Source organism: Fusobacterium ulcerans ATCC 49185, from assembly GCF_900683735.1.
Classification (GTDB): Bacteria; Fusobacteriota; Fusobacteriia; order Fusobacteriales; family Fusobacteriaceae; genus Fusobacterium_A; species Fusobacterium_A ulcerans_A.
In genome coordinates this window covers 3341971-3368857 of sequence record NZ_LR215979.1, presented here as the reverse complement: position 1 = coordinate 3368857, position 26887 = coordinate 3341971, and the positions used below count along the sequence as shown (strand labels likewise).

Genomic DNA, 26887 nt, shown 5'->3' with positions numbered 1-26887 from the left:
CTAATTCCTCCAAATATCTAAATCATTTATAATCTTTTCCACAGCGTTGGATTTTTTCAATGATCTTATCCTTACTCTCATTGACTTCAATGCTTCCTCATTCTTTATTAACTCAAGAGCCTTTTCAATTGCAGTATCTGCCTCTGTATTAGTGTATACAAGTGCAGAATTATTTTCTTCTAATATCTTTGCATTGTCATATTGTCCAACTTTTAAAGAATTATATGGAATAATAATTGATGGTTTCTCTAGTTCTATTATTTCAGAAATCGTCAAAGCTCCTGCACGACATATTATTAAGTCAGCAGCAGCCATAATATTTATCATATTATTAAAATATGGTTTTACTGTATCAGACATCTTCGTTTTTACTATTCTTTTACTGATGTCTTCAAAGTTATTCTCTCCAGTTGCCCAGTAAACTCTCAATTTTTTATCTTCAAGGAACTTGTCCCAGTTTTTTATTACTGCATCATTTATATCTTTTGCACCTAGACTTCCTCCTGTTATAAGGATAACTTTCTCATCCTCTTCCAGTTTTAATCTCTCTCTTTCCTCATTTTCATTTACATAATTGATTTCTTCTCTTAAAGGATTCCCAGTTACATCAAATCTTTTCTGGTATTTCAAAGGAATATCATCATATGTTTTATCAAATGCAAGAAATGTTTTTTCTGCAAATTTATATAATACTTTATTTGTCCATCCTAAATTAGCATTCTGCTCCTGAAGATAAACTTTTTTTCTTAGAAGTATCCCTCCAATTATAACTGGAACAGAAATATAGTTTCCAAATCCTATTATTGCATCAGGCTTTTCCTTTGCAACTATTTTTATTCCTTGCCATACCCCTTTTATATATTTAAGTATACTTTTTATATTTTTAGGAGGTTTTATATCTAGACCAATAAATCTAAATCCTGCTTCAGGAACTATATCCTTTTCCATTCTGATACTGGTTCCTACAAAAAGGACATCTATATTTTTTAATTTAAGACCTTCAGCTACAGCCAGAGCAGGATAAATATGCCCTCCTGTTCCTCCAGTCGTTAAAATAATTTTTTTCAAATTTCTCACCTACCAAAAATTTCTCTTACTAATTCCTTGAATACTTCCCCTCTGTGTTCATAACTTTTGAACTGATCAAAGCTGGAAGTTGCTGGGGAAAGCAGTACCACTTGATGTTCTTTTGGATTAAATCTCTCCTTCATATTTAACAGGCAGCTTTTTAAATCTCTAAGAAGAAATATTCTGCTTCTATCATAGCCTTTTTCTAAAAGTATCCTGTTAATTTCATCAGCAGTATCCCCTATGAGATAAGTTTCTTTTGCATGAATCTTTATCAGGTCTGCAAGAGGAGTCCAGTCAAGTTTCTTATCAAATCCACCACAAATAAGGATACACTGGTCAAAAGCCTCCACTGCAAATTTTGTTGAATCAATATTTGTCCCTTTAGAATCATTTATAAATTTTACTTTTCCATAATTAAAAAAGTCTTCCATCCTATGTTCAATAGTTTCTGTGTTATACAAAAACTCTCTTATTTTCTCATTTGATATTCCTATTATTTCAGCCGCTGCTGTAATAAAGAGTACATTTTCAAGATTATGTTTTCCCTTTAGCGAAAGTTTAGAGCATTCTAATATCTCTCCATCTTTTCCATAGAGTTTTCCATTTTCTACCCAGAAATCACATCCTTCACTAGTATTTTGAGATATTTTTATCTTTTTCCCAGATATAAGTGCTTCTCTTTCCACTACTTCTTTTGAATCAAGATTAAAGATAAAATAATCTTCTTGAGTTTGATTTTTACCAATATTGAATTTTGTTCTGTAGTAATCATCTATACCCTTATATCTAGAAAGATGGTCAGGAGTAAGGTTTATTACCATAGTTATCCATGGTTTAAAATCAAGAAGATTTTCAAGTTGGTACGAACTTAACTCCAAAACAATATAATCCAGATCTTTATGCTTTAAAAGCAGTTCTGCATATGAAACTCCTATATTTCCAGCATATTCAGCTTTATAGCCAGCATATTGAAGGAGTTCTGTAATTTTAGAAGTAGTAGTAGTTTTTCCATTTGTTCCTGTTACCGCAATTATTTTACTTTTTATTTCATATTGTAACATATATTCATAACTTAATTCAATTTCATCTATTAATTTTATTTTTTTTTCTTTAACTTTCATCACAAGCTCGTTATATGGTACTCCTGGACTTTTAACAAAAATTTCAATTTCATCTAAATATTCCATACCTTCATTAGAAGATATCCCTTTTTTATCATCAACAAGTATTACTTCATACCCCATATTTTTCAATAAATGTTCAGCACCAAGACCACTTACACCAATTCCGAAGACCATTGCTTTTTTCATAAAATATCCCTTCCTTTTTTTATGTTTCCAATATAGACGGAAAACCACGGGGTTTCCGTGGTTCTTTTATTAGAGAATTCCTCTTAATCTTATTATTCCAAGTGCTACCATTCCAAATATCAATGTAGTTATCCAGAATCTCATTGTAACCTTTGTTTCAGCCAAACCACTGAGTTCAAAGTGATGATGAATAGGTGCCATCTTAAATATCCTTTTTCCTCTCAGCTTAAAAGATCCCACCTGAAGTATAACTGAAAGAGCTTCCATTACAAATACTCCACCAATTATTGGAAGAATAAGTTCCTGCTTCAAAAGAATAGCAACTACTCCCAGTACTCCACCTAAAGTAAGTGAACCTGTATCCCCCATAAATATCTGAGCTGGATAGAAGTTATACCACAAAAAACCAAGCCCTGATCCACAAATAGTTGCAAGAAATACAGACATTTCTCCAGAACCTGGTATATAAAAAAGTTTCAAGTGCTCACTCATATTTACGTTTCCTGTGAAATAAGAGATTGCTCCAAGGATAGTAGAACATATTATCATTGGCATTATAGCCAGCCCATCTAATCCATCAGTTATATTTACTGCATTTGATGTTCCCATAAGAATTATAAGAATGAAAATCAACATACCTATGCTTCCTATGTAGAACATACTTCCAGAAATCAAGGGATTTATTATTGAAAGATCAAATGCTCTGTCTCCTGTCAATCCTATCTGACTCACAAAAAGCCATACTAAAATAGCTATGAGAGCCTGTCCTAAAAGCTTTTTCTTTCCAGAAAGTCCCTTTTTATTTACAGTAAATTTTTTATAATCATCAATAAATCCTATAGAGGCAAATCCCATCATTGCAACAAGAAGCACATCTATAAATATATTAGAAATATCTGATACAAGCAGATTTGTTACCAACATTACCACAACGATAAGAACTCCACCCATTGTAGGGGTTCCCTTTTTTGAAAGATGCGTAGCAGGTCCATCATCTCTGATTTTTTCGCCAAATTTTTTAGCTTTAAGATAGTTTATGAATGGTTTTCCTAAGATCAAAACTAAAACAAAAGAAAGTGTAAAACTTATGAATCCTCTCAAATACATAGACTTTAAGAAAGCAAAACTCTCAAAGTACTCCCCTATTATATATAACATTCTATTATTAATCTCCTCACAATATTTTTTCTGTTTTTTTTATTTATCTAAAATTATCTTATTATCTCTTCAAGCTTCATTCCACGAGATCCTTTTAAAAGAACAGCAGTTTTTTTCTGTTCTTTTTCAAGAAGTTTTTTTATATCTTCTTTATTTGTAAAATGAATTACTTTTTCTTTGTTGCTTTTTACTATTTCTAAAGCTTTTTTCATTCTCTCTCCATATAAATATATCTTATCTGAATTGACAGTCAAAGCTTTTTCTATAATATCTTTATGATACTCTATCTCTTTTTCTCCAAGTTCCAGCATATCTCCTAAAACTACTATTTTTAAAGTATCATTGTACAACTTATCAAAAGTTTCAAGTGAGAAGCTTACTGATATAGGACTGGCATTATATGCATCATTTATATAAATAATATTTTCTTTCTCTATCTTTTGAAATCTCATTGGCGTAAGTTCAAGATTTTTCAATCCTTTTTCTATTTCTTTATAAGATACTTCCATTTTTTTCCCTATAACTACAGCCATAGCTGCATTTACGCAATTATGTTTTCCATTTAAAACTATACTATATTTTTCCTGTTCCAGCTCAAAAGATAATCCTTTATCACTATCAGTAAAATTTTTAATTTGATAATTATTATTATCCCCATATCCTACTTTTATACCATTAAGATTTCTTAGAAATGGATCATCTCCAAATACGATAAGATTTCCATCGGAAACATAATTCACTAATTCAGTTTTTGCTTTGAAAACATTTTCTCTGGTTTTCAGAAATTCTAGATGAGAGTCTCCTATATTAGTTATAACCCCTATATCAGGTTTAACTATACTGGATAACAAATCTATCTCTCCAAAGTTACTCATACCTAATTCAAGAACTGCTACTTCACATTTTTCATCTAACTGTAGAATTGTAAATGGAACTCCTATATGGTTATTGAGATTTCCCATAGTTTTAGCTGTCACGTATTTTTGTGACAGTACAGAATATATTATATCCTTTGTAGTTGTTTTCCCATTGCTTCCTGTTATAGCAATAATTTTTATATCTAGAGCTTTTCTATATTTCTCAGCTAACTCCTGCATACATTTTATAGTATTTCCTACTTTAATTACTCTTTTATCATTCCCATTGTAATTATCAGCTATTACTAAAGCTGCACCTTTTTCAAGTACATCATCTATATAGCTGTTGCCATTATTTATAGCAAAAAACAGGTCACCTTTTTGAACTTTTCTACTGTCCATATTTGTATGCCCTATCTCATTTTTTTCAACTAACCTCTTTATTCCAAATATTTCATCTAGAATATTGAAAAGTATTTTCATTTTATCATTCCTTTTCCTTTTAAATACCTTTATTTTATCATTAAAAACTTTTGTACACAAGAATTTTAATAATTATTTCAAGCTTAATGCAAAATCATAAAGAGAGTTATAAATATCTATTTTTCTATCTCCAATTTTTTCCAAGGTTTCCATTCCATGTCCTGTTTTTACCAAGACAGGAGTAAGACCAGCTTTTTGTCCAGCATCTATATCAGCAAGAGTATCTCCTACCATAAAAGAAACTGCTGTATCTATATTAAATTCTTTTATTGCAGCATCTAGCATACCAGTATTTGGTTTTCTGCACAAACAATCAGTTTTATATTTTCCAACACCCTTTTCTGGATGATGTGGACAGTAATAGAATTTTTCTATTATTACTCCATATTTTTCCAGCTCTTTTTTTATATATTCATTTAATTTCTGAAGATCATCCTCTGTATAGTATCCTCTTGCTATTCCAGACTGGTTAGTTACAACTGCCATTGTATACCCTAAAGATGAAAATATTTTTAAGGCTTCTACCACATTTTTCTCAAATTCAAAATCTTCTATCTTATGAAGATAGTCTTTTTCTACATTTATAGTTCCATCTCTATCCAGTAAAATTGCTTTTTTCATTTATAACATCCTTCATTTCTTTATAGTTTCGGGTATATTTTCTGAATGTCTTATTCTCTCTTTCAGTAAAAAACAACCACTTAAAATGATACATTATATTTTATTTTTTGTACATAATTTTTTTCAAAAAATAAAAAAAAGCTTGGCAAGTTCCTATCCTCCCAGGAGGCTTCCCTCCAAGTACTTTCAGCGTTTACGGGCTTAACTTCTGGGTTCGGAATGGGACCAGGTGTACCCCCGCAGCTATTCTTACCAAGCTGTGTCTTTATTTTTTCTAATAGACACTTGAAACTATATAGTAGCATACGCTTTCGCGCTTTCAATCTTTAGGTTAAAACTTTGACTTATTAGTATTGGTCAGCTAAAAGCCTCGCAGCTCTTACACCCCCAACCTATCAACCTTCTAGTCTCGAAGGAGTCTTAAAGAATACTTATCTTGAAGCTGGTTTCCCGCTTAGATGCTTTCAGCGGTTATCCGTTCCAAACGTGACTACCCAGCTGTGCCACTGGCGTGACAACTGGTACATCAGAGGTTTGTCCATCCCGGTCCTCTCGTACTAAGGACAGATCTTCTCAATATTCTAACGCCTACAGTGGATAGGGACCGAACTGTCTCACGACGTTCTGAACCCAGCTCACGTACCGCTTTAATGGGCGAACAGCCCAACCCTTGGGACCTTCTCCAGCCCCAGGATGCGATGAGCCGACATCGAGGTGCCAAACTTTGCCGTCGATATGGACTCTCGGGCAAAATCAGCCTGTTATCCCCAGGGTAGCTTTTATCCGTTGAGCGACGACCCTTCCATTCGGAATCGCCGGATCACTATGTCCTGCTTTCGCACCTGCTCGACCCGTCAGTCTCGCAGTTAAGCTCTCTTATGCCATTGCACTCTGCGGTTGATTTCCATCCAACCTGAGAGAACCTTTGAACGCCTCCGTTACTCTTTCGGAGGCGACCGCCCCAGTCAAACTGCCCACCTAGCACTGTTTCCGTGGCTGCAAACCACAGATTAGAATTTCGACATTGAATGGTTGGTATTCCACCGACAACTCCAATACAGCTAGCGCCATATCTTCATAGTTTCCCAACTATCCTATACATGCAATGCCAAAACCCAATACCAAGCTACAGTAAAGCTCCATGGGGTCTTTCCGTCCTACTGTAGGTAACCGGTATCTTCACCGGTAGTACAATTTCACCAGGCCTCCCGTCAAGACAGCGCTCAAATCATTACACCATTCGTGCAGGTCGGAACTTACCCGACAAGGAATTTCGCTACCTTAGGACCGTTATAGTTACGGCCGCCGTTCACCGGGGCTTCAATTCGGAGCTCTCACTCCTCCTCTTAACCTTCCGGCACTGGGCAGGTGTCAGCCCATATACATCGCCTTACAGCTTAGCATAGACCTGTGTTTTTGTTAAACAGTTGCTTGAGCCTCTTCACTGCGACCCCCAAATGCTTCATAATGCGTAATTACTAACATCCAGGGGCACCCCTTCTCCCAAAGTTACGGGGCAATTTTGCAGAGTTCCTTAACGAGAGTTAGCCTGTCCGCCTTAGATTTCTCATCCTGACCACCTGTGTCGGTTTCGGGTACGGGCAGTTATACCTTAACGTTAGAAGCTTTTCTCGGCAGCGTGGGATTTGTGCATTCATCTTACGACTATATATCACACCTCAAGTCTAATCTAGCGGATTTTCCTACTAGACCACTCTACATGCTTTTACGGGAACTTCCGTTCTCCCGCGCACATACCCTTCTGCGTCCCTCCATCACAAAATATAACTGGCACAGAAATATTAATCTGTTTTCCATTCGCCTACGCATTTTAGCCTCGGCTTAGGTCCCGGCTTACTCAGGGAAGACAAGCTTTACCCTGAAAACCTTGGTCTTCCGGCGAGGGGGATTCTCGCCCCCTTTCTCGCTACTTATTCCTGCATTCTCACTTCTGATACCTCCAGAGTTGCTTACGCTTCTCCTTCAACGGCCTACAGAACGCTCTCCTACCAATTGCTTGCGCAATTCCACAGCTTCGGTTTATAACTTAGCCCCGTTACATTGTCGGCGCAGAGACTCTCGACCAGTGAGCTATTACGCACTCTTTAAAGGTATGGCTGCTTCTAAGCCAACCTCCTGGTTGTTTGTGAATCTCCACCTCCTTTCCCACTTAGTTATAATTAGGGACCTTAGCTGGTGGTCTGGGTTGTTTCCCTTTTGACAATGGAAGTTAATTCCCATAGTCTCACTCCTGAGCTTTGAATTATGGTATTCGGAGTTTGATTGAATTCAGTAAGCAATATGCCCCCTAGTTCATTCAGTGCTCTACCCCCATAATTAAACACTCAAGGCTGCACCTAAATGCATTTCGGAGAGAACGAGCTATCTCCTAGTTCGATTGGCTTTTCACCCCTAAACCTACCTCATCTCCCAACTTTTCAACGGCGGTGAGTTCGGGCCTCCACTGTGTCTTACCACAGCTTCACCCTGGACAGGCTTAGATCACCAGGTTTCGCGTCTACGCCCAGCGACTATGTCGCCCTATTCAGACTCGGTTTCCCTTCGGCTCCGTTATACTTAACCTCGCCACTGAACGTAACTCGCAGGATCATTCTCCAAAAGGCACGCCATCACTCCGAAGAGCTCTGACCGCTTGTAAGCACACAGTTTCAGGTTCTATTTCACTCCCCTCCCGGGGTTCTTTTCACCTTTCCCTCACGGTACTATACGCTATCGGTTAGTAAGAGTATTTAGCCTTACGAGATATGGTCCTCGCAGATTCACACAGAATTCCTCGTGTTCCATGTTACTTGGGAGAGAACATACATTCTAATGAGTTTACCTGTACAGGATTATCACCTTCTACGATCTAGCTTTCCAACTAGTTCCAGTTCGGTCATTAGATATGTTGAATATCTTACAGTTCTTCAAACGTTCTTCCCACAACCCCATATAAGCAACGGCTGTATCCTTGACACTTATATGGTTTAGGCTCATCCCCGTTCGCTCGCCGCTACTTGGGGAATCGTTTTTACTTTCTTTTCCTCGAGTTACTTAGATGTTTCAGTTCACTCGGTACCCTCTTTCGTGCTAAGACTCCATCTTAGCAGATTGCTCCATTCGGAAATCTTGGGGTTGGCGCTCGTTTGCAGCTAACCCAAGCTTATCGCAGCTTACCACGTCCTTCATCGGCTCTTACTACCTAGGCATTCCCTGTGTGCCCTTAATTATTTTAACCTATTTTGTTTTTGTTTAATTTGATTGACAGCTAACTCTGTTTATATAAACAAGAGTTAAAATTGTATTTTATCTACTATATAGTTTCCAATGTCCATTTGATAAGTTATCCAGCGCTTAATACGCTGCAAGAACATTATCAATAGAATAGAGAAAGAGAAATGATCTCCTTAGAAAGGAGGTGATCCATCCGCACGTTCCCGTACGGATACCTTGTTACGACTTCACCCCAATCGCTAATCACACCCTCGGAACATCCCTCCTTACGGTTAGGCCTGTTACTTCAGGTGCAACCAACTCTCGTGGTGTGACGGGCGGTGTGTACAAGACCCGAGAACGTATTCACCGCAACATAGCTGATTTGCGATTACTAGCGATTCCAACTTCATGTACTCGAGTTGCAGAGTACAATCCGAACTAAGAATAGTTTTATGAGATTAGCTTACCCTCGCAGGTTTGCAGCTCTCTGTACTACCCATTGTAGCACGTGTGTAGCCCAGCGTATAAGGGGCATGATGACTTGACGTCATCCCCACCTTCCTCCTGCTCATCGCAGGCAGTCTCGCATGAGTCCCCAACTTAATGATGGTAACATACGAAAGGGGTTGCGCTCGTTGCGGGACTTAACCCAACATCTCACGACACGAGCTGACGACAGCCATGCACCACCTGTCACCAAGTTCCTCCGAAGAGGCACGAAAACATCTCTGTTAACTTCTTGGGATGTCAAACGCTGGTAAGGTTCCTCGCGTTGCGTCGAATTAAACCACATGCTCCACCGCTTGTGCGGGTCCCCGTCAATTCCTTTGAGTTTCATACTTGCGTACGTACTCCCCAGGCGGATTACTTATCGCGTTAGCTTGGGCGCTGAGGTTCGACCCCCAACACCTAGTAATCATCGTTTACGGCGTGGACTACCAGGGTATCTAATCCTGTTTGCTACCCACGCTTTCGCGCTTTAGCGTCAGTATCTGTCCAGTAGGCTGGCTTCCCCATCGGCATTCCTACAAATATCTACGAATTTCACCTCTACACTTGTAGTTCCGCCTACCTCTCCAGTACTCTAGTTTAGCAGTTTCCAACGCAATACGGGGTTGAGCCCCGCATTTTCACATCAGACTTACTAAGCCGCCTAGACGCGCTTTACGCCCAATAAATCCGGATAACGCTTGCGACATACGTATTACCGCGGCTGCTGGCACGTATTTAGCCGTCGCTTCTTCTGTTGGTACCGTCACTGACTTCTTCCCAACTGAAAGCACTTTACATTCCGAAAAACTTCTTCGTGCACACAGAATTGCTGGATCAGACTTTTGGTCCATTGTCCAATATTCCCCACTGCTGCCTCCCGTAGGAGTAAGGGCCGTGTCTCAGTCCCCTTGTGGCCGTTCACCCTCTCAGGCCGGCTACCCATCATCGTCTTGGTGAGCCGTTACCTCACCAACTAACTAATGGGACGCAAAGCTCTCTCACAGCGCATATAGCTTTCATAATCAGATCATGCGACCCAATCATAATATCCGGTATTAGCATTCGTTTCCAAATGTTGTCCCAGTCTGTAAGGCAAGTTCTTTACGCGTTACTCACCCGTCCGCCACCTTCACCCGAAGGATCAAGTAGACTTGCATGTGTTAAGCATTCTGTCAGCGTTCATCCTGAGCCAGGATCAAACTCTTCGTTCAATCTATTTACTCAGTTTTTTAACTGATTGTTTACACCTATTTATTGTTTGTTGATTTTTTCATCTCTCTCTATTCTGTTGTTAATGTCCTTATTTTCTTTATTTGATTTATTTCTTCTTTTGTTCCGCTTTCCTGCGGCACATTGATTATAATATCATAAATAATACTTTCCGTCAACAACTTTTTTTCAATTATTTTCAAATATTTTTTATTCTTTTAAAGAACCCTTTATTTTATTGGGCTCTCTATAGAATAGAGTTTAAAAAATATTTATTTTTATTTTGTTTTTATCTTAAATATTAAAAAATTATCTAAAAAATATTTTAAAAATTTTTATAAAAAATTATAAAAAAAGCAACTAAAAAATAAAATTAAATTTCCTGTGATTAAGCAGTCAGTAATTTTATCTGCTGTCATCAATTCAGATTAAAAATTAGAAATAATATAATCTTTAAGAAATTTTTTTATTCATTAGTTACCCTATATGATATCTTTAATTAATTTAAATATAAAAATTTATAAAATTCTTTTAAATATAAATAGAAATTAAAGTTCCTGCTGTTTTTTATAAAACATTGCTATACTGAAAGTTCTCTTTTCTCTGCTTTTTTCTTTCATAGAGTAAATGAATGAAGCTATATAAGTAGTAATAGGTGCAACTACTACCAACCCTATACTTCCTATTATTATTTTAATAATTTCTGAAGTTACCATCTTCATATTTAATATCTGAAGTATAGTTGTATTTCTTTCCATAAACAACATCATCAAAGTAAGAAATCCTCCTGAATACGCAAGTAAAAGAGTAGTTGTCATAGTTCCTATAACTGACCTTCCAACATTAAATCCTGATTTTATCAAAGCTTTTCTAGAAATATCTGGATTGTGAAGTTTCAATTCCTCAATAGTTGCTGTCATATCCATGGCTATATCCATAGCTGCTCCACTTGCTCCTATTACTATTGCTGCATAGAAAATATCAAGAATATTTATACTCATAAAACTTGAAAATACAACACTTTGAGCAAGAGGCTGATTCATTCCATCTATTCTGAATGTATCTCCAAAAAGAAATGTGAGAGCAGCAGTGACAAAAAGTCCTGACATAGTTCCAAGAAAAGCACTAAATCCTTTTTTAGTAAATCCTGCTACTAAAAATATTATTAAAGCTGACAAAAGAACAAGAGCAGATACTGTTACAGCAAATACATTTTCTCCTTTTCTCAAAGCTGGTATAAGATATTCCCAGATTATCACAATGCTTCCTGCAAAGGAAAGAAGAGATTTAAATCCTACTTTTCCTGCATAGATAATAAGAAGGGCAACAAATATAAAAGCTAATACAGCTATTTTCTCTACTCTCAAAAGAGATAATACCTTTCCATCTATTTTCCCATTATTTTCCATGACTGCCATAAGAACTTTATCTTTTTCTGCATAAAACTCATCATATTCCATGCTTCCACTCAAAAGATTATTTATCTCTAATATTTTCCCCTTAAATTTTCCTGTGAGAACTTCTACAGTAAGATGCTGACATCCTACTTTAGATATCCCCTGAACTATTGCATCACTATTATCAACTGTAAGAACTTTTCCTATATTTTCTTTTTTAAAGAAATACCCCTCCAGCTTTCCACTGAAAACTAGAAGGGCAAGGAATGTCACTACAACTGCTATTCCTATTTTCTTCACCTTTTTATCCCCCTGAGGTTATTTTATCTCTTTTCCCATACTTTGCCCGATAAGCTTTGCTACTTCTGTATTATCTTTAAATCCAATAAAGTTTTGAGAATCTTTTCCTACTGCTGCTAAAGGTACTTGTACAGCTGTATGTGCATAAGATGTCCACTGCATTCCTGATCTTTCAGAAACTATATGAGTTACTGCAATAGCCACTGGACTGTATCCTCCATACATTTCGCTTGCATTCTTGTTTTTATCCTGAAAATCCATAGCTTTCACTATTTTATCTTTTTCTTCTGGTGTAAGTTTTGATAATCCCATATTCTGTCCAATATATTCAAAGAATTTATCTCTATCCCCTGTGTAAGCTTTCTGCAGAACATCTTCAACAGAAACTTTTACATTTTTAAGCTCATCAAGTTTTAAGAAATAGTTTGCTCCAAATCCAAGTCCCATACCTCCTGTTTCATGGTCTGCAGCTACCACTATCAAAGTATCATTTGGATTTTCTTTATAGAATTTGTAAGCTGTTTTAAGGGCATCATCAAAAGCTATAGTATCATAAATAGTTCCCATAACATCATTAGCATGTGAAGCATGGTCGATTCTTCCACCCTCTACCATCATAAAGAAACCATCTTTATCTTTTTTCAATAGTTCAATTCCTTTCTCAGTCATTGCACTAAGACTTGGACTATCAGATTTTCTGTCTATCTCATAAGGCATATGAGAAGCTTCAAAGGCTGCAAATATTTTTTCTCCATCTTTAGGAGCCCACTTCTTAAAATCCTGTGCTGACTTCTGTCCTACAAATGTTTTGTATCCTTTATCCTGAAATTCTTTTACAAGATTTCTGTCATCTTTTCTTTTACTTGCAAGTTCTCCATCTTTAGGAGTGAAGTGTCTGTACCCTCCTCCTGCGAAGTAATCAACATTGCTTTTTACATAATCTGATGCTATTCCATTTTCATCATCTCTATCTATGTTATGAGAAGCAAATACTGCTGGTGTAGCATGAGTGATTCTTGTTGTTGTTACTAACCCTGTTGCTCTTCCATCTTCCTGAGCCATTTCAAGCAGAGTCTTTAAATTATTTCCCTTTGTATCTTTTGCTATATATCCATTGTTTGTTTTATGCCCTGTAGCTAGTGCTGTTCCTGCTGCTGCTGAGTCTGTGATAAGAGTATCTGCTGAATATGTAGTAGTTATTGCTGAAAATGGAAGTGAATTCATAAGAAGTTTTCCATCTTCTTTCATTACCCCTTTTTTGTACTCTTCTGTAATCTGTCTTTGAGCGGCTCCCATACCGTCACCTATAAAATAGAATATATATTTTGCCTGTGCAAAACTTGTAGCTGCCATAAGAAGCATACCTGCCAAAACCATTTTTTTCCTGTTCATTGTCATTTCCTCCTTGATATTTTATTCTTGTTTTCAAAGGTATTCTACCCTCAGAATGTTAAAGGAGTTTTTCTTTTTTGTAAAATAAATGTAAATAAAAAAAGTAGGTGACTAATTAGCCACCCACACTTTATATTTAAAAATTATTTCAACTTAATTTTTTCTCTCTTTTATTCCCTATATAATAAGGACTTTCATCACATATTCCCACAAAAACAAACCCTCTGCTTTCATAGTAATCATTTAATTCTTTGCTTTTCACACCACAATCTAAACGGAATCTTTCTTTTCCATCTTGAACAGCTTTTTTCTCACAATACTTGAGTATTATTTCTCCAAGTCCTCTTATCTCTGGATCAGTAGTAAAATTATGAAGATAGTAAGCTGAAATATCATCATCCCATCTCTTGTCATTCTCTAAAAGAACAAACATTCCAACTATCTTTTCTCCTATTTCTGCTACATACAATTCTCCATTATCTGCTTTGCTTGAAAAATAATTATGATTATAGAAACTTAAATATCCTTCATTATTCCACTGCTGTATACCTTTTCTGTCCATCCATCTGCATCTTTCTTTCAAGAGTTCTACAACAGCTTCCACATCAGTTTTTACACCTTTTCTAAAACTTACTTCTCCATATTCCACTTTATCACCTTAATTTCTATAAAATACTTTATAAGCTCTGTAAGTTTCATATACATCTAACTTAGATGAAACTTCAAAAGGCGAGTGCATAGCTAGCAAAGCTGGACCTATATCAATAGTATTTATACCTAGATGAGCAAGGTACATAGCAACTGTTCCTCCTCCACCTTCATCAACCTTTCCAAGTTCTCCTATCTGCCAGTTAACTTTAGCATCATTAAGCATTTTTCTTATCTTTCCTACATACTCTGCATCAGCGTCATTAGTTCCGCTCTTTCCTCTTGCTCCAGTATATTTTGTAACTACTACTCCATACCCTATTTTAGCAGCATTCTGTGCATCATGTACCCCTCTGAATATAGGGTCTATCCCTGCATTTACATCTGATGACATTGCATTAGAGTTCCATAATGTTTTTCTAAGCATCATTTCATTAAAGTTTCCTTTTAGTTTATGCACCATATCTCCTGTGATATAGTTGATGTAGTCTGATTTAAGTCCTGTACTACCTGTAGAACCTATTTCCTCTTTATCAGCTAGAAAACATACTGCTGTTCTTTCTGGAATTTCTTTAAGATCTATTATAGCCATCATAGAAGTATAACCACATATTCTGTCATCCTGTCCGTATCCGCCTATCATCGATCTGTCAAATCCTAAATCTCTGCATCTTCCAGCTGGAACTAATTCCAATTCAGCAGAAATAAAGTCTTCTTCTATCATTCCATAATCTCTGTTTAATATTTCAAGAACTGTATATTTTATTTTTTCTTTTACATCTTTATCTTCTATAGAAGATGGAATACTTCCAACTATTATTTGAAGTTCCTCCCCTTTTATTACCTCCCCAGTTTTTCTATCTCCCTGTATTTTAGCAGAAAGATGAGGTAATATATCTGGAATTGTAAATACAGGATCATCATCCTTTTCTCCAATAATTATTTCAACTTTTTCTCCTGAAGCTAATACTACTACTCCATGTAAAGCTAACGGAAGAGAAGCCCATTGATATTTCTTTATTCCTCCATAGTAGTGAGTTTTCATATATGCAAGATCAAGGTCTTCATATAGAGGATTTCCCTTTAAGTCCAGCCTTGGAGAATCTACATGAGATACTACATAATTTATTCCATTTTCTATATCTTCTTTACCTATAACAGCAAGAACAAGATTTTTTCCTCTATTTACATAGTATATTTTATCTCCAACTGTCAGCTTATCTTTTTTCTCAGCATTTACAAATCCATTTTTTTCAGCAAGTTTTATCCCTTCAGTTACAAATTCTCTTTCAGTTTTTGCCCCATCCAGAAATTTTTTATATCCTTCAGAGAAATCAAATACTGCTTCTCTGCTGTCAATACAATTCCATCCATTTTCTTTTTTGTAATTCATCATTACCATCTCCTTTTTAGATGCTATCTCACTCTCACAGTATACCATATATTAAAGCTTTTCTAAATAAGAAAGAAGAGAGGATAGAAAATAAAAAAGAGAAAGTTATAATTTTCTATACTTTCTCTGATGTTTTTTCATTCTATTTTGCCATCTCTGCATCTGCCCATAATGTCAGCTGCTCCAGCATATCTTCACTTATTACTTGTTCTGCTGCTAAAACTTCTTTAGTTTTGTTGTACATTTTTCCTCCTGTATCAGATTAAATATTTATATAAATTTTTTAATTTCTAATATGACATAGAAGGTTATTATATATCTCTTTTTAAATTTTGACAAGTACTTGTTTTATGAATTTTTATCCTGTTTAATATGTCATTATTCTATTTAACTTTAGACCTCTTATATTCTTCACACCATACCATATGATCATTTACCATTCCAGTGGCTTGCATAAAGGCATAACAAATAGTTGAACCAGCAAATTTGAATCCTTTTTTCTTCAATTCCTTGCTCATTTTATCAGATATCTCAGTCTTAGCTGGAACTTCAGAAATATTTTCCCATTTATTTACTATTGGTTTATCATTAGTAAATTTCCATATATATTTACTGAAGCTTCCATATTCTTCCTGTATTTTCATAAAAGCTTTAGCATTAGAAATAAGTGCATCTATTTTGAGCCTGTTACGAATTATCCCTTCATCTTCCAAAAGAGATTTTTTCTTTTTATCATCATATTCAGCAATTACTTTATAATCAAATTTGTCAAAAGCTTTTCTCATGTTTTCTCTTTTTCTCAAAATAGTACTCCAGCTCAAACCTGCCTGCATAGTTTCCAGAATAAATATCTCAAAAAGTTTTTCATCATTAAATTCTGGTTTTCCCCACTCTTCATCATGGTATTTTATATCCAGTTCCTCTTTTGCCCATTCACATCTTTTGATTTCTTTCATTACAGTATACCTCCTATGCTTTTAGCTTTTAATTTATTATATCTTTATTCAATTGCCATTAGCAAGAACTTATTCAGAAATATATCTTTGCAAAATATTTTCATATTCATAAACCTAAATACTTCCCAAAATATTATTTTTTTATATCAGTCATAAAAAAGAGGATAAGAAATTTCCTATCCTCTGGTTTTATACTATTTATTTTCTAGTCTTTTATTTAATATTTCAGCTTCTTTTTCATAACCTTTTTTTCCAAGAAGAGCAAACATATTAGCTTTGTAAGACTCTACTCCTGGCTGATTGAAAGGATTTACTCCTAGAAGATATCCACTGATTCCACATGCTTTTTCAAAGAAGTAGAACAGGTATCCAAGATTAAAAGGAGTAGCTTCTGGTATAGTTACCACTAGATTTGGTACCCCTCCATCTACATGGGCTAAAAGTGTTCCTTGTGATGCTTTCTTATTTACAAAGTCCATTCCTTTTCCACTTAAATAATTAAGTCCATCTAAATCTACTGCTTCCTCTTCTATAATTATATCTTTTTCTGGTTTTCCTATCAATACAGCTGTTTCAAATAGTTCTCTTCTTCCATCTTGTATATATTGTCCCATTGAATGAAGATCAGTACTGAAATCTGCTGCTGCTGGGAAAAGCCCTTTTCCATCTTTACCTTCTGATTCTCCAAATAATTGTTTCCACCATTCTCCAAGATAATGTAATCTTGGTTCATAATTGATTAGCATTTCAATATTCTTTCCTTTTCTGTTAAGAATATTTCTGATAGCAGCATATTTATAGCAATCATTTTCTTCATATGGTGCTGTATATGCTACCTGAGCTGCTCTTGCCCCTTCCATTAGTTCATCAATATTTACTCCACTGCATGCAATTGGCAGAAGTCCTACAGGTGTAAGCACTGAGAATCTTCCTCCTACATCATCAGGGATAACAAAAGTTTCATACCCTTCCTCATCAGCAAGTTTTTTTAATGCTCCCTTAGCTTTGTCAGTAGTAGCATATATTCTATCCTTTGCTCCTGCTTTTCCATATTTTTCTTCAATATGTTTTTTCAATACTCTGAAAGCTATTGCAGGCTCTGTAGTAGTTCCTGATTTAGATATAACATTAATAGAGAAATCTTTTCCATCTAATAAATCTAAAAGATGTGAAAGATATGTTCCAGAAATATTATTTCCTACATAGTATATTTCAGGTGCATTTCTCTTTTCTTTTGAAAGGCTGTTATAGAAAGTGTGAGAAAGAAAATCAATAGCAGCTCTTGCTCCTAAATATGATCCTCCTATCCCCACTACAAGCAATACATCAGAATCTTTTTTTATTTTCTCTGCTGCTGCTTTTATTCTTTGAAATTCCTCTTTATCATAGTTAGTAGGAAGCTCTATCCACCCTAGATAGTCATTCCCTGCTCCTGTTTTTTCAATTAGAAATTTCTCAGCTACAGCCACCTGTTCTTTCATCATAGATAGCTCAGCTTCATTAAAAAATCCCAATGCTTTTGAATAATCCAATGACAGTTTTTCCATTTTGTTTCCTCCCTGTTTATTACCTTATCTATTTCTTGTTTTCTAGTTTTTCAATCCTTTTTTTAAGTTGATCTATTACTATTTCATTTTCATTTACTCTTTTTTTCAATAATTCTACAGTTTCATTTATATTATCTATTTTAGAATTATATGTTTCTGTATCAAATCCTATCTTATTTAATTCTTTTGAAAATTCAAGAATTAAGGCTTCAAGTATATTTAAATCCTCTTTATTAGCTTTTTCAAGGTCTACCTTATCCAGTACTTTTGAAAGATCATAAGCAAATTCGTATCTGGATACAGAGTCTTCACCATTGAATTTATATGAATTCTCTTTTATTATTCCTTTTTTTACAAGATTTTCTATTGAGGAATAAGCCCAATGCTCTTTGTTAAGATCTTCATAACTCAAAGCAGCAAATCCTATGTTGAAAATCATAAAGTTAACTATTAATATTTTTTTCAAAATCTTAATTTTCCCTCACCTCTTCCTGTATAATTTCTGAATAATCCTCTTATTTAATAATTATTTTAAATAGTGATACTCTACTTTCAGTATATCACAATGCCCCTATGCTTACAACGAAAATCAAAGCAAAAAATTAAGATTTAATTGATATAAATAAAAATAATATTAGTTTATTCCAAGTATATTTTTATCAAACATAGATTTTTTGTTATAGTTAGAGTTATCTGAATGTGGTTAATTACTGTAGAAAGGTTATATCATTGGAATTGATAATACATATCTTTGATGTTTGATGAAGCTGTTTGTACTCCAAACTTTGTAATATCATAAAAGTAAGAAAAAATAAATATATAAATTAAAAAAGGAAAATAAAATTAATATAGTAAAACTATAATATAATCTTTCCCCAAGATGTTTTATATATAGAAAAGGAGCTTCTTCCCCAGAGGCTCCTTTTCACTAATTAGAAATATTTAAAAAATTTTCAAATATTTTTTAACATTAAGACATGGAGGTATTTTAATGAAAGGGCTTATATTAACCTTAATTATTTTCTTTATTTTTACATTTTTTTGTATGGGAACAGCTATCTACTTCTTTCTTTGCTTTATAAAAATGATATTTTTATGCTTATAAATTTTTACTTTTTTGTATTTCCTCTTTTTGTCATCCCCTTTCTTATTTAATCTAATTTACATTATTTCCAGTTTTTTATTCAATTCTTTCATTATTTTTTTAATCTTCTCTCAAGTTTTTTAATCAGAGTTAATATCAACACTCATCTACAACTATGTCCATTAAACGAAAAATACACTGTTATAAGAAAATAAAACATCATAATAATACAGTCAAATCAATAATAAAGTTGTTGACAAGATTGAAGTTTGATTTTTCAAATAGTATACTTTACATATATGAAAAGGAAAATTATTATTTGAAATTAAAAAAATTTAATTTTTTTAGCTTTTAATAATATTTACACAAATTTAATACTTATTTTTCTGCTATGGCTAAAAATTAGATTATTCTTTTTAACTAAAAAGTATCCTTTCTTGAATAATTTAGTTTGTATATCTATAAATTTACAAATTTCTTTTGCCAATATATTTTTAATCCTACTTGAAATATTCTTCCAAAATCAATTATATTTCCAAATACTTAAAAATTTAAATTTATAATTTTTCTATATTAATCCAATAAAAACAAAGAAACGATGTAGAGAAAAGTTTTATAAAAATATAATTAACAAAAATTAATTATGTAACTATACAAAGGAGGTAAAATATGCAGTTGGTAATAGCATTACTATTAGGATTGGCCCTTGTTATATTTTTTATACTTAAAACTAAAGTCCAAGCATTTCCAGCATTACTTATAAGTGCTATATTTATAGGATTACTTGCAGGTATGTCAACTAATGAAATAATGGCTTCTATATCATCAGGATTTGGTGGAACATTATCAAGTATAGGAATAGTAATTGGTCTTGGTGTTATGATGGGAAAAATACTTGAAGTTACAGGTGGGGCTAAAAAAATGGCTTCTGTAATTTTAAAATTGGTAGGTATCCAGAGAACAGAAATAGTTCTATTATTATCTGGTTGGTTAATTTCCATCCCTGTATTCTGTGATTCTGGTTTTGTTATATTATCAGAGCTGGCAAAAGAATTTTCTCGTAATACAAAAAAATCTATGGTTAAGTTAGGTTGTTGTCTGGGAGCTGGATTATATTTGACACACCATTTAGTTCCTCCTACACCTGGACCACTTGGTGTTGCTGCTATTTTAGGAGTTGATGTTGGGCAATTGATTATATGGGGAACTACAGTTTCAATATTGATGATGCCTATTCCTCTTATTTACTCTAAATATATATCAAACAAAATTCCAGATATAATTCCTGAATCAACAAGTGAAGTAAAATTTACAGATGAAAATCTTCCCAGTGGACTTATGTCTTTTTTACCAATACTTGTTCCTGTTGTATTAATTCTTATTAATACAGTAAGTGCAGCAAAGGGAATTAATAATTCTATAATCTCTCTTGTTGGTAATCCTATAACTGCAATTTTAATTGGTACTCTTATTGCTATTTATGGATTAACTGCAAGAGTTTCAAGAAGTGAAGTTATTAAAACCCTAGAAACTTCTCTAGCAGACGCTGGATTAATTATCTGCATAACTGGAGCAGGAGGAGCCTTAGGTTCAGTGCTGAGAACTTCTGGAATAGGAGATTATGTGGCAAATATAATTGCTTCATCAAGTTTTCCACCTATACTTCTGCCTATGATAATGTCATCACTCCTTAAATTATCACAAGGAAGTGGAACAGTATCTATGATAACAACAGCATCAATATTAGCTCCTATGATTTCAGGATTAGGAATTTCACCATTAATTACAACATTGGCAATATGTGTTGGAGCACAATGTGCCTCAATTATAAATGACAGTTATTTCTGGGTTGTTACAAAGTTTTCTGGAATGGATGTAAAAGTTGGACTACTACTACTTGTGTTATGAGCATAACAGGCTGTGTTATAGTATTTATTCTAAGTTTTTTCTTATAAGGAGGAGAGGTAATCATGCGTAGTCAAAAAGTTTATGCAGGGCCTAGCAGAATAGAAGCAAGAGCCCTACTGTATGCAACAGGAAAATTAGAAAAAGAAATTGGAAAAAAACCCTTAATTGGAGTGGTTAATTCATTTAATGAAATAGTTCCTGGACATTTTCATTTAAGAACAATAGCAGAAGCAGTTAAACTTGGAGTTGCATCAGCAGGAGGTATTCCTGTTGAATTCCCTGCAATAGCAATATGTGATGGAATAGCAATGAGTCATGAAGGGATGAGATACCCATTAGCATCAAGAGAGCTGATAGCAGACAGTATTGAAGCTATGACGCTGGCACATGGATTAGATGGACTTGTATTAATAGCAAATTGTGATAAAATAGTTCCTGCTATGATGATGGCTGCCCTAAGACTTAATATTCCTGCTATTTTAGTCAGCGGAGGTCCAATGGCAACAGGTCATTATAGAGGAAAACCAGCTGATTACAGTACATGCATAGAAAAAATTGCAGCATATAAACTAGGAGAAATGGATGAAAGTGAAATGGAAGAATATGCACATTCTGCTTGTCCTTCATGTGGTTCATGTGCAGGAATGTTTACAGCTAACAGTATGAATTGTTTATCTGAAGTATTAGGTCTTGCATTACCAGGAAATGGAACTATTCCCTCATACTATGGAGAAAGAATAGCATTAGCTAAACTTAGTGGAGAAAGAGTCATTGAGCTTGTGAAAGAAGATATAAAACCTAGAGATATTATCAACAAGGAGTCTTTTTACAATGCTATAACTGTTGATATGGCAATTGCTGGTTCAACTAATACTACCCTACATTTACCTGCAATTGCTCACGAAGCTGATATTGAAATTAATTTGGAACTATTTGATGAAATATCTAAAAAAATTCCAAACTTATGTCATATAAGCCCATCTGGAGAAAATTTTATGTTTGATTTTTATATTGCTGGAGGTATTCCTGCAGTAATGAGTGAATTAAATAAGAAAAATTTATTAAACTGTAATACACTTAATGTAAATGGAAATACTCTGGGAGAAAATATAAAAGCAGTTGTAGTTAAAGATTATGAAATCATAAGAAATATTAATAATCCATATAATATTGAAGGTGGTATAGCAATCTTAAAAGGAAATATAGCCCCTGATGGATGTGTTGTCAAAGCTGCTGCTGTTTGTAATGAAATGATGGTACATTCAGGACCTGCCAAAGTTTATACAAGTATGGAAGAAGCTGCTGAAAGCATTTTTAATGGTGACGTAATAAAAGGTGACATTGTTGTAATAAAATATGAAGGCCCTAAGGGTGGTCCTGGAATGAGGGAAATGCTTAGCCCTACATCAGCAATTGTGGGAATGCATTTGGATAAAGATGTAGCTTTAATCACAGATGGAAGATTTTCAGGAGCTACAAGAGGAGCTGCAATAGGACATATTTCTCCAGAAGCTATGGAAGGAGGAGTTTTCTCTATTATTGAAAATGGGGATATTATTTCTATAGATATCAAAAATAGAAGTATAAATCTAGATGTTAAGGATGATATAATAAAAGAAAGAATGGAAAAATGGATAAAACCTGACCCAAAAGTAAAAAAAGGTTATTTAGTAAGATATTCAAAAATGGTATCATCTGCGAATAAGGGAGCTGTTGTAGAATAATTAATAGGATGGTTAATTTGTATGGATGACAATAAGGAAAATTTAACTAGAAAAGATGTTATGAAATTTTTAATTAATCTAATTAAGGAAGGAAAATTTAAAGCAACACAAAAATTGTATTCAGAGAATTTTATTGCTAAAAAACTTGGAATAAATCGCTCAATGGTACATGAAGTGTATACAGCTTTAGAATGTATGGGGATACTTGAATGCATTCATGGAAGGGGAACTTATTTAAAACAGGTAGATAATAGTGTTTTAAATTCTCCTTTATGTCTATTAGCCTTTTTATTGGAAGGAGATCCTCTGCAGACATTAGATTTTAGAAGAATTATCGAAATAGGAATAGTAGAAAAAGTTATACATCAAATAACACCAGAAGATATTCAAAAAATGTATGCAGCAATTGAGAATATCAAAAATACAAATGATTATATGGAAGCAAGTAAAAATGATATATTAATCCATTCTATTTATGTAAATTCCATTGATAATGAATTAATTTCTTTTGTATATAATATGAGTGTCACATATATTACATACATATCAAATGATAATTGGAAAAAAATTCTGTTATCAGAAAACCAAAAATTAAAAAAAGCTCAAATTGCACAACATTTTAATATTATAAAAGCATTAGAAGAACATAATATAAAAAAATGCAAAAAATATATCTTAGAGCATATTACTTATATTGGAGATATCCTTATGAAATAATTACAAAAGCACAATAATTTATCATGCTTTAGGCTGTAGATGATTAAACCTATCTACAGTCTTTTTCTATCTTTGAAAGTATGTTAAAATATTTCTCTTGATTCTTTAATAGCCAAAAATCATATTATCAGAAAATTTGATTCTACAGTTAATTTATCCTTTTAAGTTTATAAAAAAATCTTTATTTGTAGTTTTTTGTTCTAAGTTCTCTAATTTTCCCTTTGATAAAATCTAGCAAAAATATGTATTTTCAATGTACCTTATATCTATATGACTCTTTCTTTACTTAAAGGTTCTATTAGAGATTTCTTTTTTCATAATATTTATCTTAATTTTTACTTTATTCTTTTGTATTTTTCTCAACTATAAAAGTACGATTTTCATCGTACTTTATTCATTATCCCTAAATCTATTTCTTTTACCAGAATTATTATAGATCTTTATTAAAATATATGTATATGCTCAATAATAATTTTTATTCTGTTATGTATATTTTAAGTGGCTGACTGCACTTAATATTCCCTAAAGATTTCAGATTTGAATATTCTCCAAGCTCTATATACTCTTTGTAATCAGGTTCGCTCTCATCACATGGAACTATTTTATATGGCTCTTTTAAATTCAGAATATTATCCCTCATGACTTTCATATACTTAAATAAATCAGGATTTAGTTTCCTCTCCAATCCAAATTTTCTTCCTGGAGTAAGCACTCCAGCTGAATAATATTTAATATCAAAATATTCAAGAGTTTCTCTTTTTATTTCTAGCTTTATTCCATTTTTTACAATGATATTGTCATTCATCAATATTTTCATTTTAGCCATGATTACACTTTTTATACTATTTTTTACAAATTCTTCTCTCATTACTCCATATTCCAGATTTCCATAATTATTCATAAATATAATCACATCATTAAGCTCTTCAGTAAGAAAAGGCAATTCATATGGAGGTGCTTTTTTTCTTTTTACCCTCCTTCTCTCCGCCCTAATTCCTGTAGATATATCTATTACAGCTCCGATTCTATTTATAGCATGAACTGCCCATTCATCTTCAATTAAATATGTCTGTATAAGACTTTGCTTTCTTTTTCTTTCATAGTCATCATTATACAAATAATTTGTCAGAAGTATATAATACAGAACTTCTACATGCTCAGTAAGGTCTTCTTTATTTTCTATTTTTCTTGCTGCAATTTTTTTTATTTCTTTTTCTTCTTCAGCTTCTTCAAATGCCTGACAAATCTTATCTTTTGCATTTTCTTCTAAGATTGCAGGGGATATCCAGCCATCTTCCAAGATAAATTTTGAATAGATTCTTTCTATTACTTCTTTGGTAAATTCAGGATGTCCCCAGATATTTTTTAAATCATGAAGTTCTCTTGGGGGTCTTTTTTCATCTTTTATTTCTGAATTTATTCCAGAACCAATAGGATTCCATAATACAGTTTTGTCCTTTCCTCCAGTGGCCATATACACATATTGTGCAATAAAACCCCCATATTTATTTCCTGTAAGATGTATTTCATCTCCCTCTTCAAAATAGTTTTCCTGTACATATTTATAGAGCCAATATCCTGCTATTAGATGAGCACAGTTTCTCTCATAGATTTTCATATCATCAAGTGTAATTTCGTTCTTTTTTACGTCGATTAACTTTTCTCCCCCATTAAATGCAATAACTATTTTATTCTTTTTTTTGAAAACTACCCCTCTAAAACTTCCTTTATATCTGTTATTAGGAATTTTTTCTGTTTTCTTTAGATACAATCTATATATATCACTGTATCCTGTACCAAAAAGAAATTTCCACCCAGAAAAATTGAAAACAGGTTTTTTAGATTTTTCAAGACTATATCTCATAAAAACTCTCTTATCATTTCCTGGATACTCACTTAATTCTTTTCTCTTTAAATTTACACTTGGACTCAATATATTCCATAGTTCTTTTTTATCCAATATATTTGTCACTAAATCATCAGATCCAGCCTCTTCTATGCTTCTTTTGCTTAGATTTTCCCAGTTTAAATAACTCATTTGACTAAAAAAGGCATAATCTATATCTCTCATCTTTTGTCCTCCTAAACTGCATCTGTAATGATTTTTTATATTTCTATTATATACTATTTTTTCAATTCTTCCATCAATTTAAAAACTTCATCTATGCTCATATCAAACATTCTGCTGTTTTCATCTATTACAGAAAAATATTTTCTCACTTTTTCTATTCCAAATTCTTTTTCTAATTCTTTCCAGTATTTTGACTCCTTAGGAAAAAATCCCAAAGTGTCACTCCCTATTGAATCCATCCAGAAACGAATCTCATAATCAGGACTTAATACCTTATTCAATGCCTTGATAGTACTATCTCTGTCTGCTCCTTCTCCTTTATATTCTATAATATATTCCTTTCCTTTGAATTTTATAACTATATCAAATCCCTTATCATTTTCTGCTTCTCTTGCCTCTCCATCTAAATCTCCAGTCTGAAGAAATTTTTCACAGTATTTTATTATCTCTTCATCATATTCACGCCAGTCTATCCACAAAATTCCTTCATCTTCCCAAAGTATATCAATTCTCTCTTCTAAATCTGCCTTTAAATATTTTCTTATATTGTCCATCTTTCCTCCATAAGTATTGATTGTATTCTCTATTGTTTTATCCTCATTTTAATTTATTTTTTCTATATAGATATAGTTTACATTATTTTTACTATAAAATAAAGCTCCCCTTTTTAATCTACATTATTTTTACTATAAAAAAATATCTAAATACAGTATAATCAAAGTAGGTTAAATTTAAATATAGGAGGTAATTCTTATGAAAATTTTGATATTAAATGGAAGTCCGAGAATAAATGGGAATACTAGAACTGCTTTAAAAGCTATTGAATCTGGAATAGATACTTCAGGTAATCAGGTAGAATTTGTAGATATAACTAAATACAAATTAAGCGGATGTACTGGTTGCAACAGCTGTCATACTAATGGTGGCACTTGTATCATAAAAGATGACTGTATACCTCTAGTAGAAAAAATATGTGAAGCTGATACTGTAATATTTGGTTCTGCTGTTTACTGGTGGGGAATAACTGCCCAGCTTAAAATGCTTATTGATAAAATGTATTTTAAAAACACTGTTCTGCCTAAACAAAAGAAAAATATAGGAATAATAGCTGTTGGAGCTGATGAACTAAGTGGAGAGCAATATGATCTTATCAGCAGACAATTTAAATGTATCTGTGAATATCTGGATTGGAATCTCATAATAGATGAAGCTATCTCTGCTGCTGAAATAGGAGATATGGCTAAACAAACTGGAAGAATGGAAGAATTAAAAGAAATTGGAAGAAAATTAAAATAGAGTAATATAAATTTTATTACTATACATATACATATTA

At 33.3% G+C, this 26887-nt stretch carries 18 protein-coding genes and 3 rRNA genes; 4 read left to right on the top strand and 17 right to left on the bottom strand.

The window, feature by feature from the left end:
• The 15 genes from murG to E0E45_RS15020 all read right to left on the bottom strand — a co-directional run bounded on the left by murG (position 1) and on the right by E0E45_RS15020 (position 18516).
• On the bottom strand, positions 1 to 1077 hold the full coding sequence (murG, locus tag E0E45_RS15090; protein ID WP_130891924.1) for an undecaprenyldiphospho-muramoylpentapeptide beta-N-acetylglucosaminyltransferase: 1077 nt from the start codon (positions 1075 to 1077) through the stop codon (positions 1 to 3).
• Positions 1074 to 2381: a UDP-N-acetylmuramoyl-L-alanine--D-glutamate ligase gene (murD, locus tag E0E45_RS15085; RefSeq protein WP_130891923.1), complete on the bottom strand. Its 1308-nt coding sequence runs from the start codon at positions 2379 to 2381 to the stop codon at positions 1074 to 1076. The genes murG and murD overlap by 4 nt, the downstream gene beginning before the upstream one ends.
• 69 nt (positions 2382 to 2450) lie before the next feature.
• Positions 2451 to 3539 (bottom strand): phospho-N-acetylmuramoyl-pentapeptide-transferase, encoded by a 1089-nt coding sequence (mraY, locus tag E0E45_RS15080; RefSeq protein ID WP_130891922.1) that lies wholly within the window; start codon positions 3537 to 3539, stop codon positions 2451 to 2453.
• Positions 3540 to 3592: 53 nt separating this feature from the next.
• Complete coding sequence (locus E0E45_RS15075; protein WP_130891921.1) at positions 3593 to 4879, bottom strand: UDP-N-acetylmuramoyl-tripeptide--D-alanyl-D-alanine ligase; 1287 nt, start codon at positions 4877 to 4879, stop codon at positions 3593 to 3595.
• A 72-nt stretch (positions 4880 to 4951) separates the two neighbouring features.
• Complete coding sequence (gene gmhB, locus E0E45_RS15070; protein ID WP_130891920.1) at positions 4952 to 5500, bottom strand: D-glycero-beta-D-manno-heptose 1,7-bisphosphate 7-phosphatase; 549 nt, start codon at positions 5498 to 5500, stop codon at positions 4952 to 4954.
• A gap of 140 nt (positions 5501 to 5640) precedes the next feature.
• Positions 5641 to 5757 (bottom strand): 5S ribosomal RNA (gene rrf / locus E0E45_RS15065).
• A gap of 70 nt (positions 5758 to 5827) precedes the next feature.
• Positions 5828 to 8738 (bottom strand): 23S ribosomal RNA (locus tag E0E45_RS15060).
• 173 nt (positions 8739 to 8911) lie between these two features.
• Positions 8912 to 10419: ribosomal RNA gene (locus E0E45_RS15055) — 16S ribosomal RNA — on the bottom strand.
• The 16S, 23S and 5S rRNA genes sit together here, the layout of an rRNA operon.
• A gap of 546 nt (positions 10420 to 10965) precedes the next feature.
• Positions 10966 to 12114: a YibE/F family protein gene (locus E0E45_RS15050; RefSeq protein WP_130891919.1), complete on the bottom strand. Its 1149-nt coding sequence runs from the start codon at positions 12112 to 12114 to the stop codon at positions 10966 to 10968.
• Between the two features lie 18 nt (positions 12115 to 12132).
• Entirely contained in the window at positions 12133 to 13506 is a 1374-nt protein-coding gene (locus tag E0E45_RS15045) for an alkaline phosphatase (protein ID WP_130891918.1), read from the bottom strand.
• A gap of 148 nt (positions 13507 to 13654) precedes the next feature.
• The gene (locus E0E45_RS15040; RefSeq protein ID WP_130891917.1) at positions 13655 to 14155 is read right to left on the bottom strand and encodes a GNAT family N-acetyltransferase; all 501 of its coding nucleotides are present in this window, start codon (positions 14153 to 14155) and stop codon (positions 13655 to 13657) included.
• Positions 14156 to 14164: 9 nt separating this feature from the next.
• Positions 14165 to 15547 carry an aminopeptidase gene (locus E0E45_RS15035; RefSeq protein WP_130891916.1) on the bottom strand — a complete coding sequence of 461 codons (1383 nt, stop codon included), beginning with the start codon at positions 15545 to 15547 and terminating at the stop codon, positions 14165 to 14167.
• A gap of 383 nt (positions 15548 to 15930) precedes the next feature.
• Positions 15931 to 16503 (bottom strand): DNA-3-methyladenine glycosylase I, encoded by a 573-nt coding sequence (locus E0E45_RS15030; protein WP_130891915.1) that lies wholly within the window; start codon positions 16501 to 16503, stop codon positions 15931 to 15933.
• Positions 16504 to 16697: 194 nt separating this feature from the next.
• Positions 16698 to 18050, bottom strand: a complete 1353-nt coding sequence (locus E0E45_RS15025) for a glucose-6-phosphate isomerase (RefSeq protein WP_130891914.1) — start codon at positions 18048 to 18050, stop codon at positions 16698 to 16700.
• A 28-nt stretch (positions 18051 to 18078) separates the two neighbouring features.
• Positions 18079 to 18516: an S-layer homology domain-containing protein gene (locus E0E45_RS15020; RefSeq protein ID WP_232044131.1), complete on the bottom strand. Its 438-nt coding sequence runs from the start codon at positions 18514 to 18516 to the stop codon at positions 18079 to 18081.
• A 1287-nt stretch (positions 18517 to 19803) separates the two neighbouring features.
• Between E0E45_RS15020 and E0E45_RS15015 the strand changes: the two genes are divergently transcribed.
• The 3 genes from E0E45_RS15015 to E0E45_RS15005 all read left to right on the top strand — a co-directional run bounded on the left by E0E45_RS15015 (position 19804) and on the right by E0E45_RS15005 (position 23483).
• Complete coding sequence (locus E0E45_RS15015) at positions 19804 to 21042, top strand: GntP family permease (RefSeq protein ID WP_197730062.1); 1239 nt, start codon at positions 19804 to 19806, stop codon at positions 21040 to 21042.
• A gap of 62 nt (positions 21043 to 21104) precedes the next feature.
• Positions 21105 to 22766 (top strand): dihydroxy-acid dehydratase, encoded by a 1662-nt coding sequence (ilvD, locus tag E0E45_RS15010; protein WP_130891913.1) that lies wholly within the window; start codon positions 21105 to 21107, stop codon positions 22764 to 22766.
• A gap of 21 nt (positions 22767 to 22787) precedes the next feature.
• A complete protein-coding gene (locus E0E45_RS15005) occupies positions 22788 to 23483 on the top strand; it encodes a FadR/GntR family transcriptional regulator (RefSeq protein ID WP_130891912.1) in 696 nt (231 codons plus the stop codon).
• Positions 23484 to 23958: 475 nt separating this feature from the next.
• Here E0E45_RS15005 and E0E45_RS15000 read toward each other — a convergent pair whose 3' ends face one another.
• Both E0E45_RS15000 and E0E45_RS14995 read right to left on the bottom strand, forming a co-directional pair.
• The gene (locus E0E45_RS15000) at positions 23959 to 25554 is read right to left on the bottom strand and encodes a hypothetical protein (protein WP_130891911.1); all 1596 of its coding nucleotides are present in this window, start codon (positions 25552 to 25554) and stop codon (positions 23959 to 23961) included.
• A 53-nt stretch (positions 25555 to 25607) separates the two neighbouring features.
• Positions 25608 to 26108, bottom strand: a complete 501-nt coding sequence (locus tag E0E45_RS14995; protein ID WP_130891910.1) for a hypothetical protein — start codon at positions 26106 to 26108, stop codon at positions 25608 to 25610.
• Between the two features lie 199 nt (positions 26109 to 26307).
• Here E0E45_RS14995 and E0E45_RS14990 point away from each other — a divergent pair, with 199 nt between their 5' ends.
• Positions 26308 to 26850: a flavodoxin family protein gene (locus tag E0E45_RS14990; protein WP_130891909.1), complete on the top strand. Its 543-nt coding sequence runs from the start codon at positions 26308 to 26310 to the stop codon at positions 26848 to 26850.
• The last annotated feature ends 37 nt before the right edge of the window (positions 26851 to 26887 follow it).

Bases quoted from the DNA above. Each gene is read 5' to 3' on its own strand.
- murD (WP_130891923.1), bottom strand. From the start codon at position 2,381: ATGAAAAAAGCAATGGTCTTCGGAATTGGTGTAAGTGGTCTTGGTGCT.
- mraY (WP_130891922.1), bottom strand. From the start codon at position 3,539: ATGTTATATATAATAGGGGAGTACTTTGAGAGTTTTGCTTTCTTAAAG.
- E0E45_RS15075 (WP_130891921.1), bottom strand. From the start codon at position 4,879: ATGAAAATACTTTTCAATATTCTAGATGAAATATTTGGAATAAAGAGG.
- gmhB (WP_130891920.1), bottom strand. From the start codon at position 5,500: ATGAAAAAAGCAATTTTACTGGATAGAGATGGAACTATAAATGTAGAA.
- E0E45_RS15045 (WP_130891918.1), bottom strand. From the start codon at position 13,506: ATGAACAGGAAAAAAATGGTTTTGGCAGGTATGCTTCTTATGGCAGCT.
- E0E45_RS15035 (WP_130891916.1), bottom strand. From the start codon at position 15,547: ATGAATTACAAAAAAGAAAATGGATGGAATTGTATTGACAGCAGAGAA.
- E0E45_RS15030 (WP_130891915.1), bottom strand. From the start codon at position 16,503: ATGAAAGAAATCAAAAGATGTGAATGGGCAAAAGAGGAACTGGATATA.
- E0E45_RS15025 (WP_130891914.1), bottom strand. From the start codon at position 18,050: ATGGAAAAACTGTCATTGGATTATTCAAAAGCATTGGGATTTTTTAAT.
- E0E45_RS15015 (WP_197730062.1), top strand. From the start codon at position 19,804: ATGCAGTTGGTAATAGCATTACTATTAGGATTGGCCCTTGTTATATTT.
- ilvD (WP_130891913.1), top strand. From the start codon at position 21,105: ATGCGTAGTCAAAAAGTTTATGCAGGGCCTAGCAGAATAGAAGCAAGA.
- E0E45_RS15005 (WP_130891912.1), top strand. From the start codon at position 22,788: ATGGATGACAATAAGGAAAATTTAACTAGAAAAGATGTTATGAAATTT.
- E0E45_RS15000 (WP_130891911.1), bottom strand. From the start codon at position 25,554: ATGAGAGATATAGATTATGCCTTTTTTAGTCAAATGAGTTATTTAAAC.
- E0E45_RS14995 (WP_130891910.1), bottom strand. From the start codon at position 26,108: ATGGACAATATAAGAAAATATTTAAAGGCAGATTTAGAAGAGAGAATT.
- E0E45_RS14990 (WP_130891909.1), top strand. From the start codon at position 26,308: ATGAAAATTTTGATATTAAATGGAAGTCCGAGAATAAATGGGAATACT.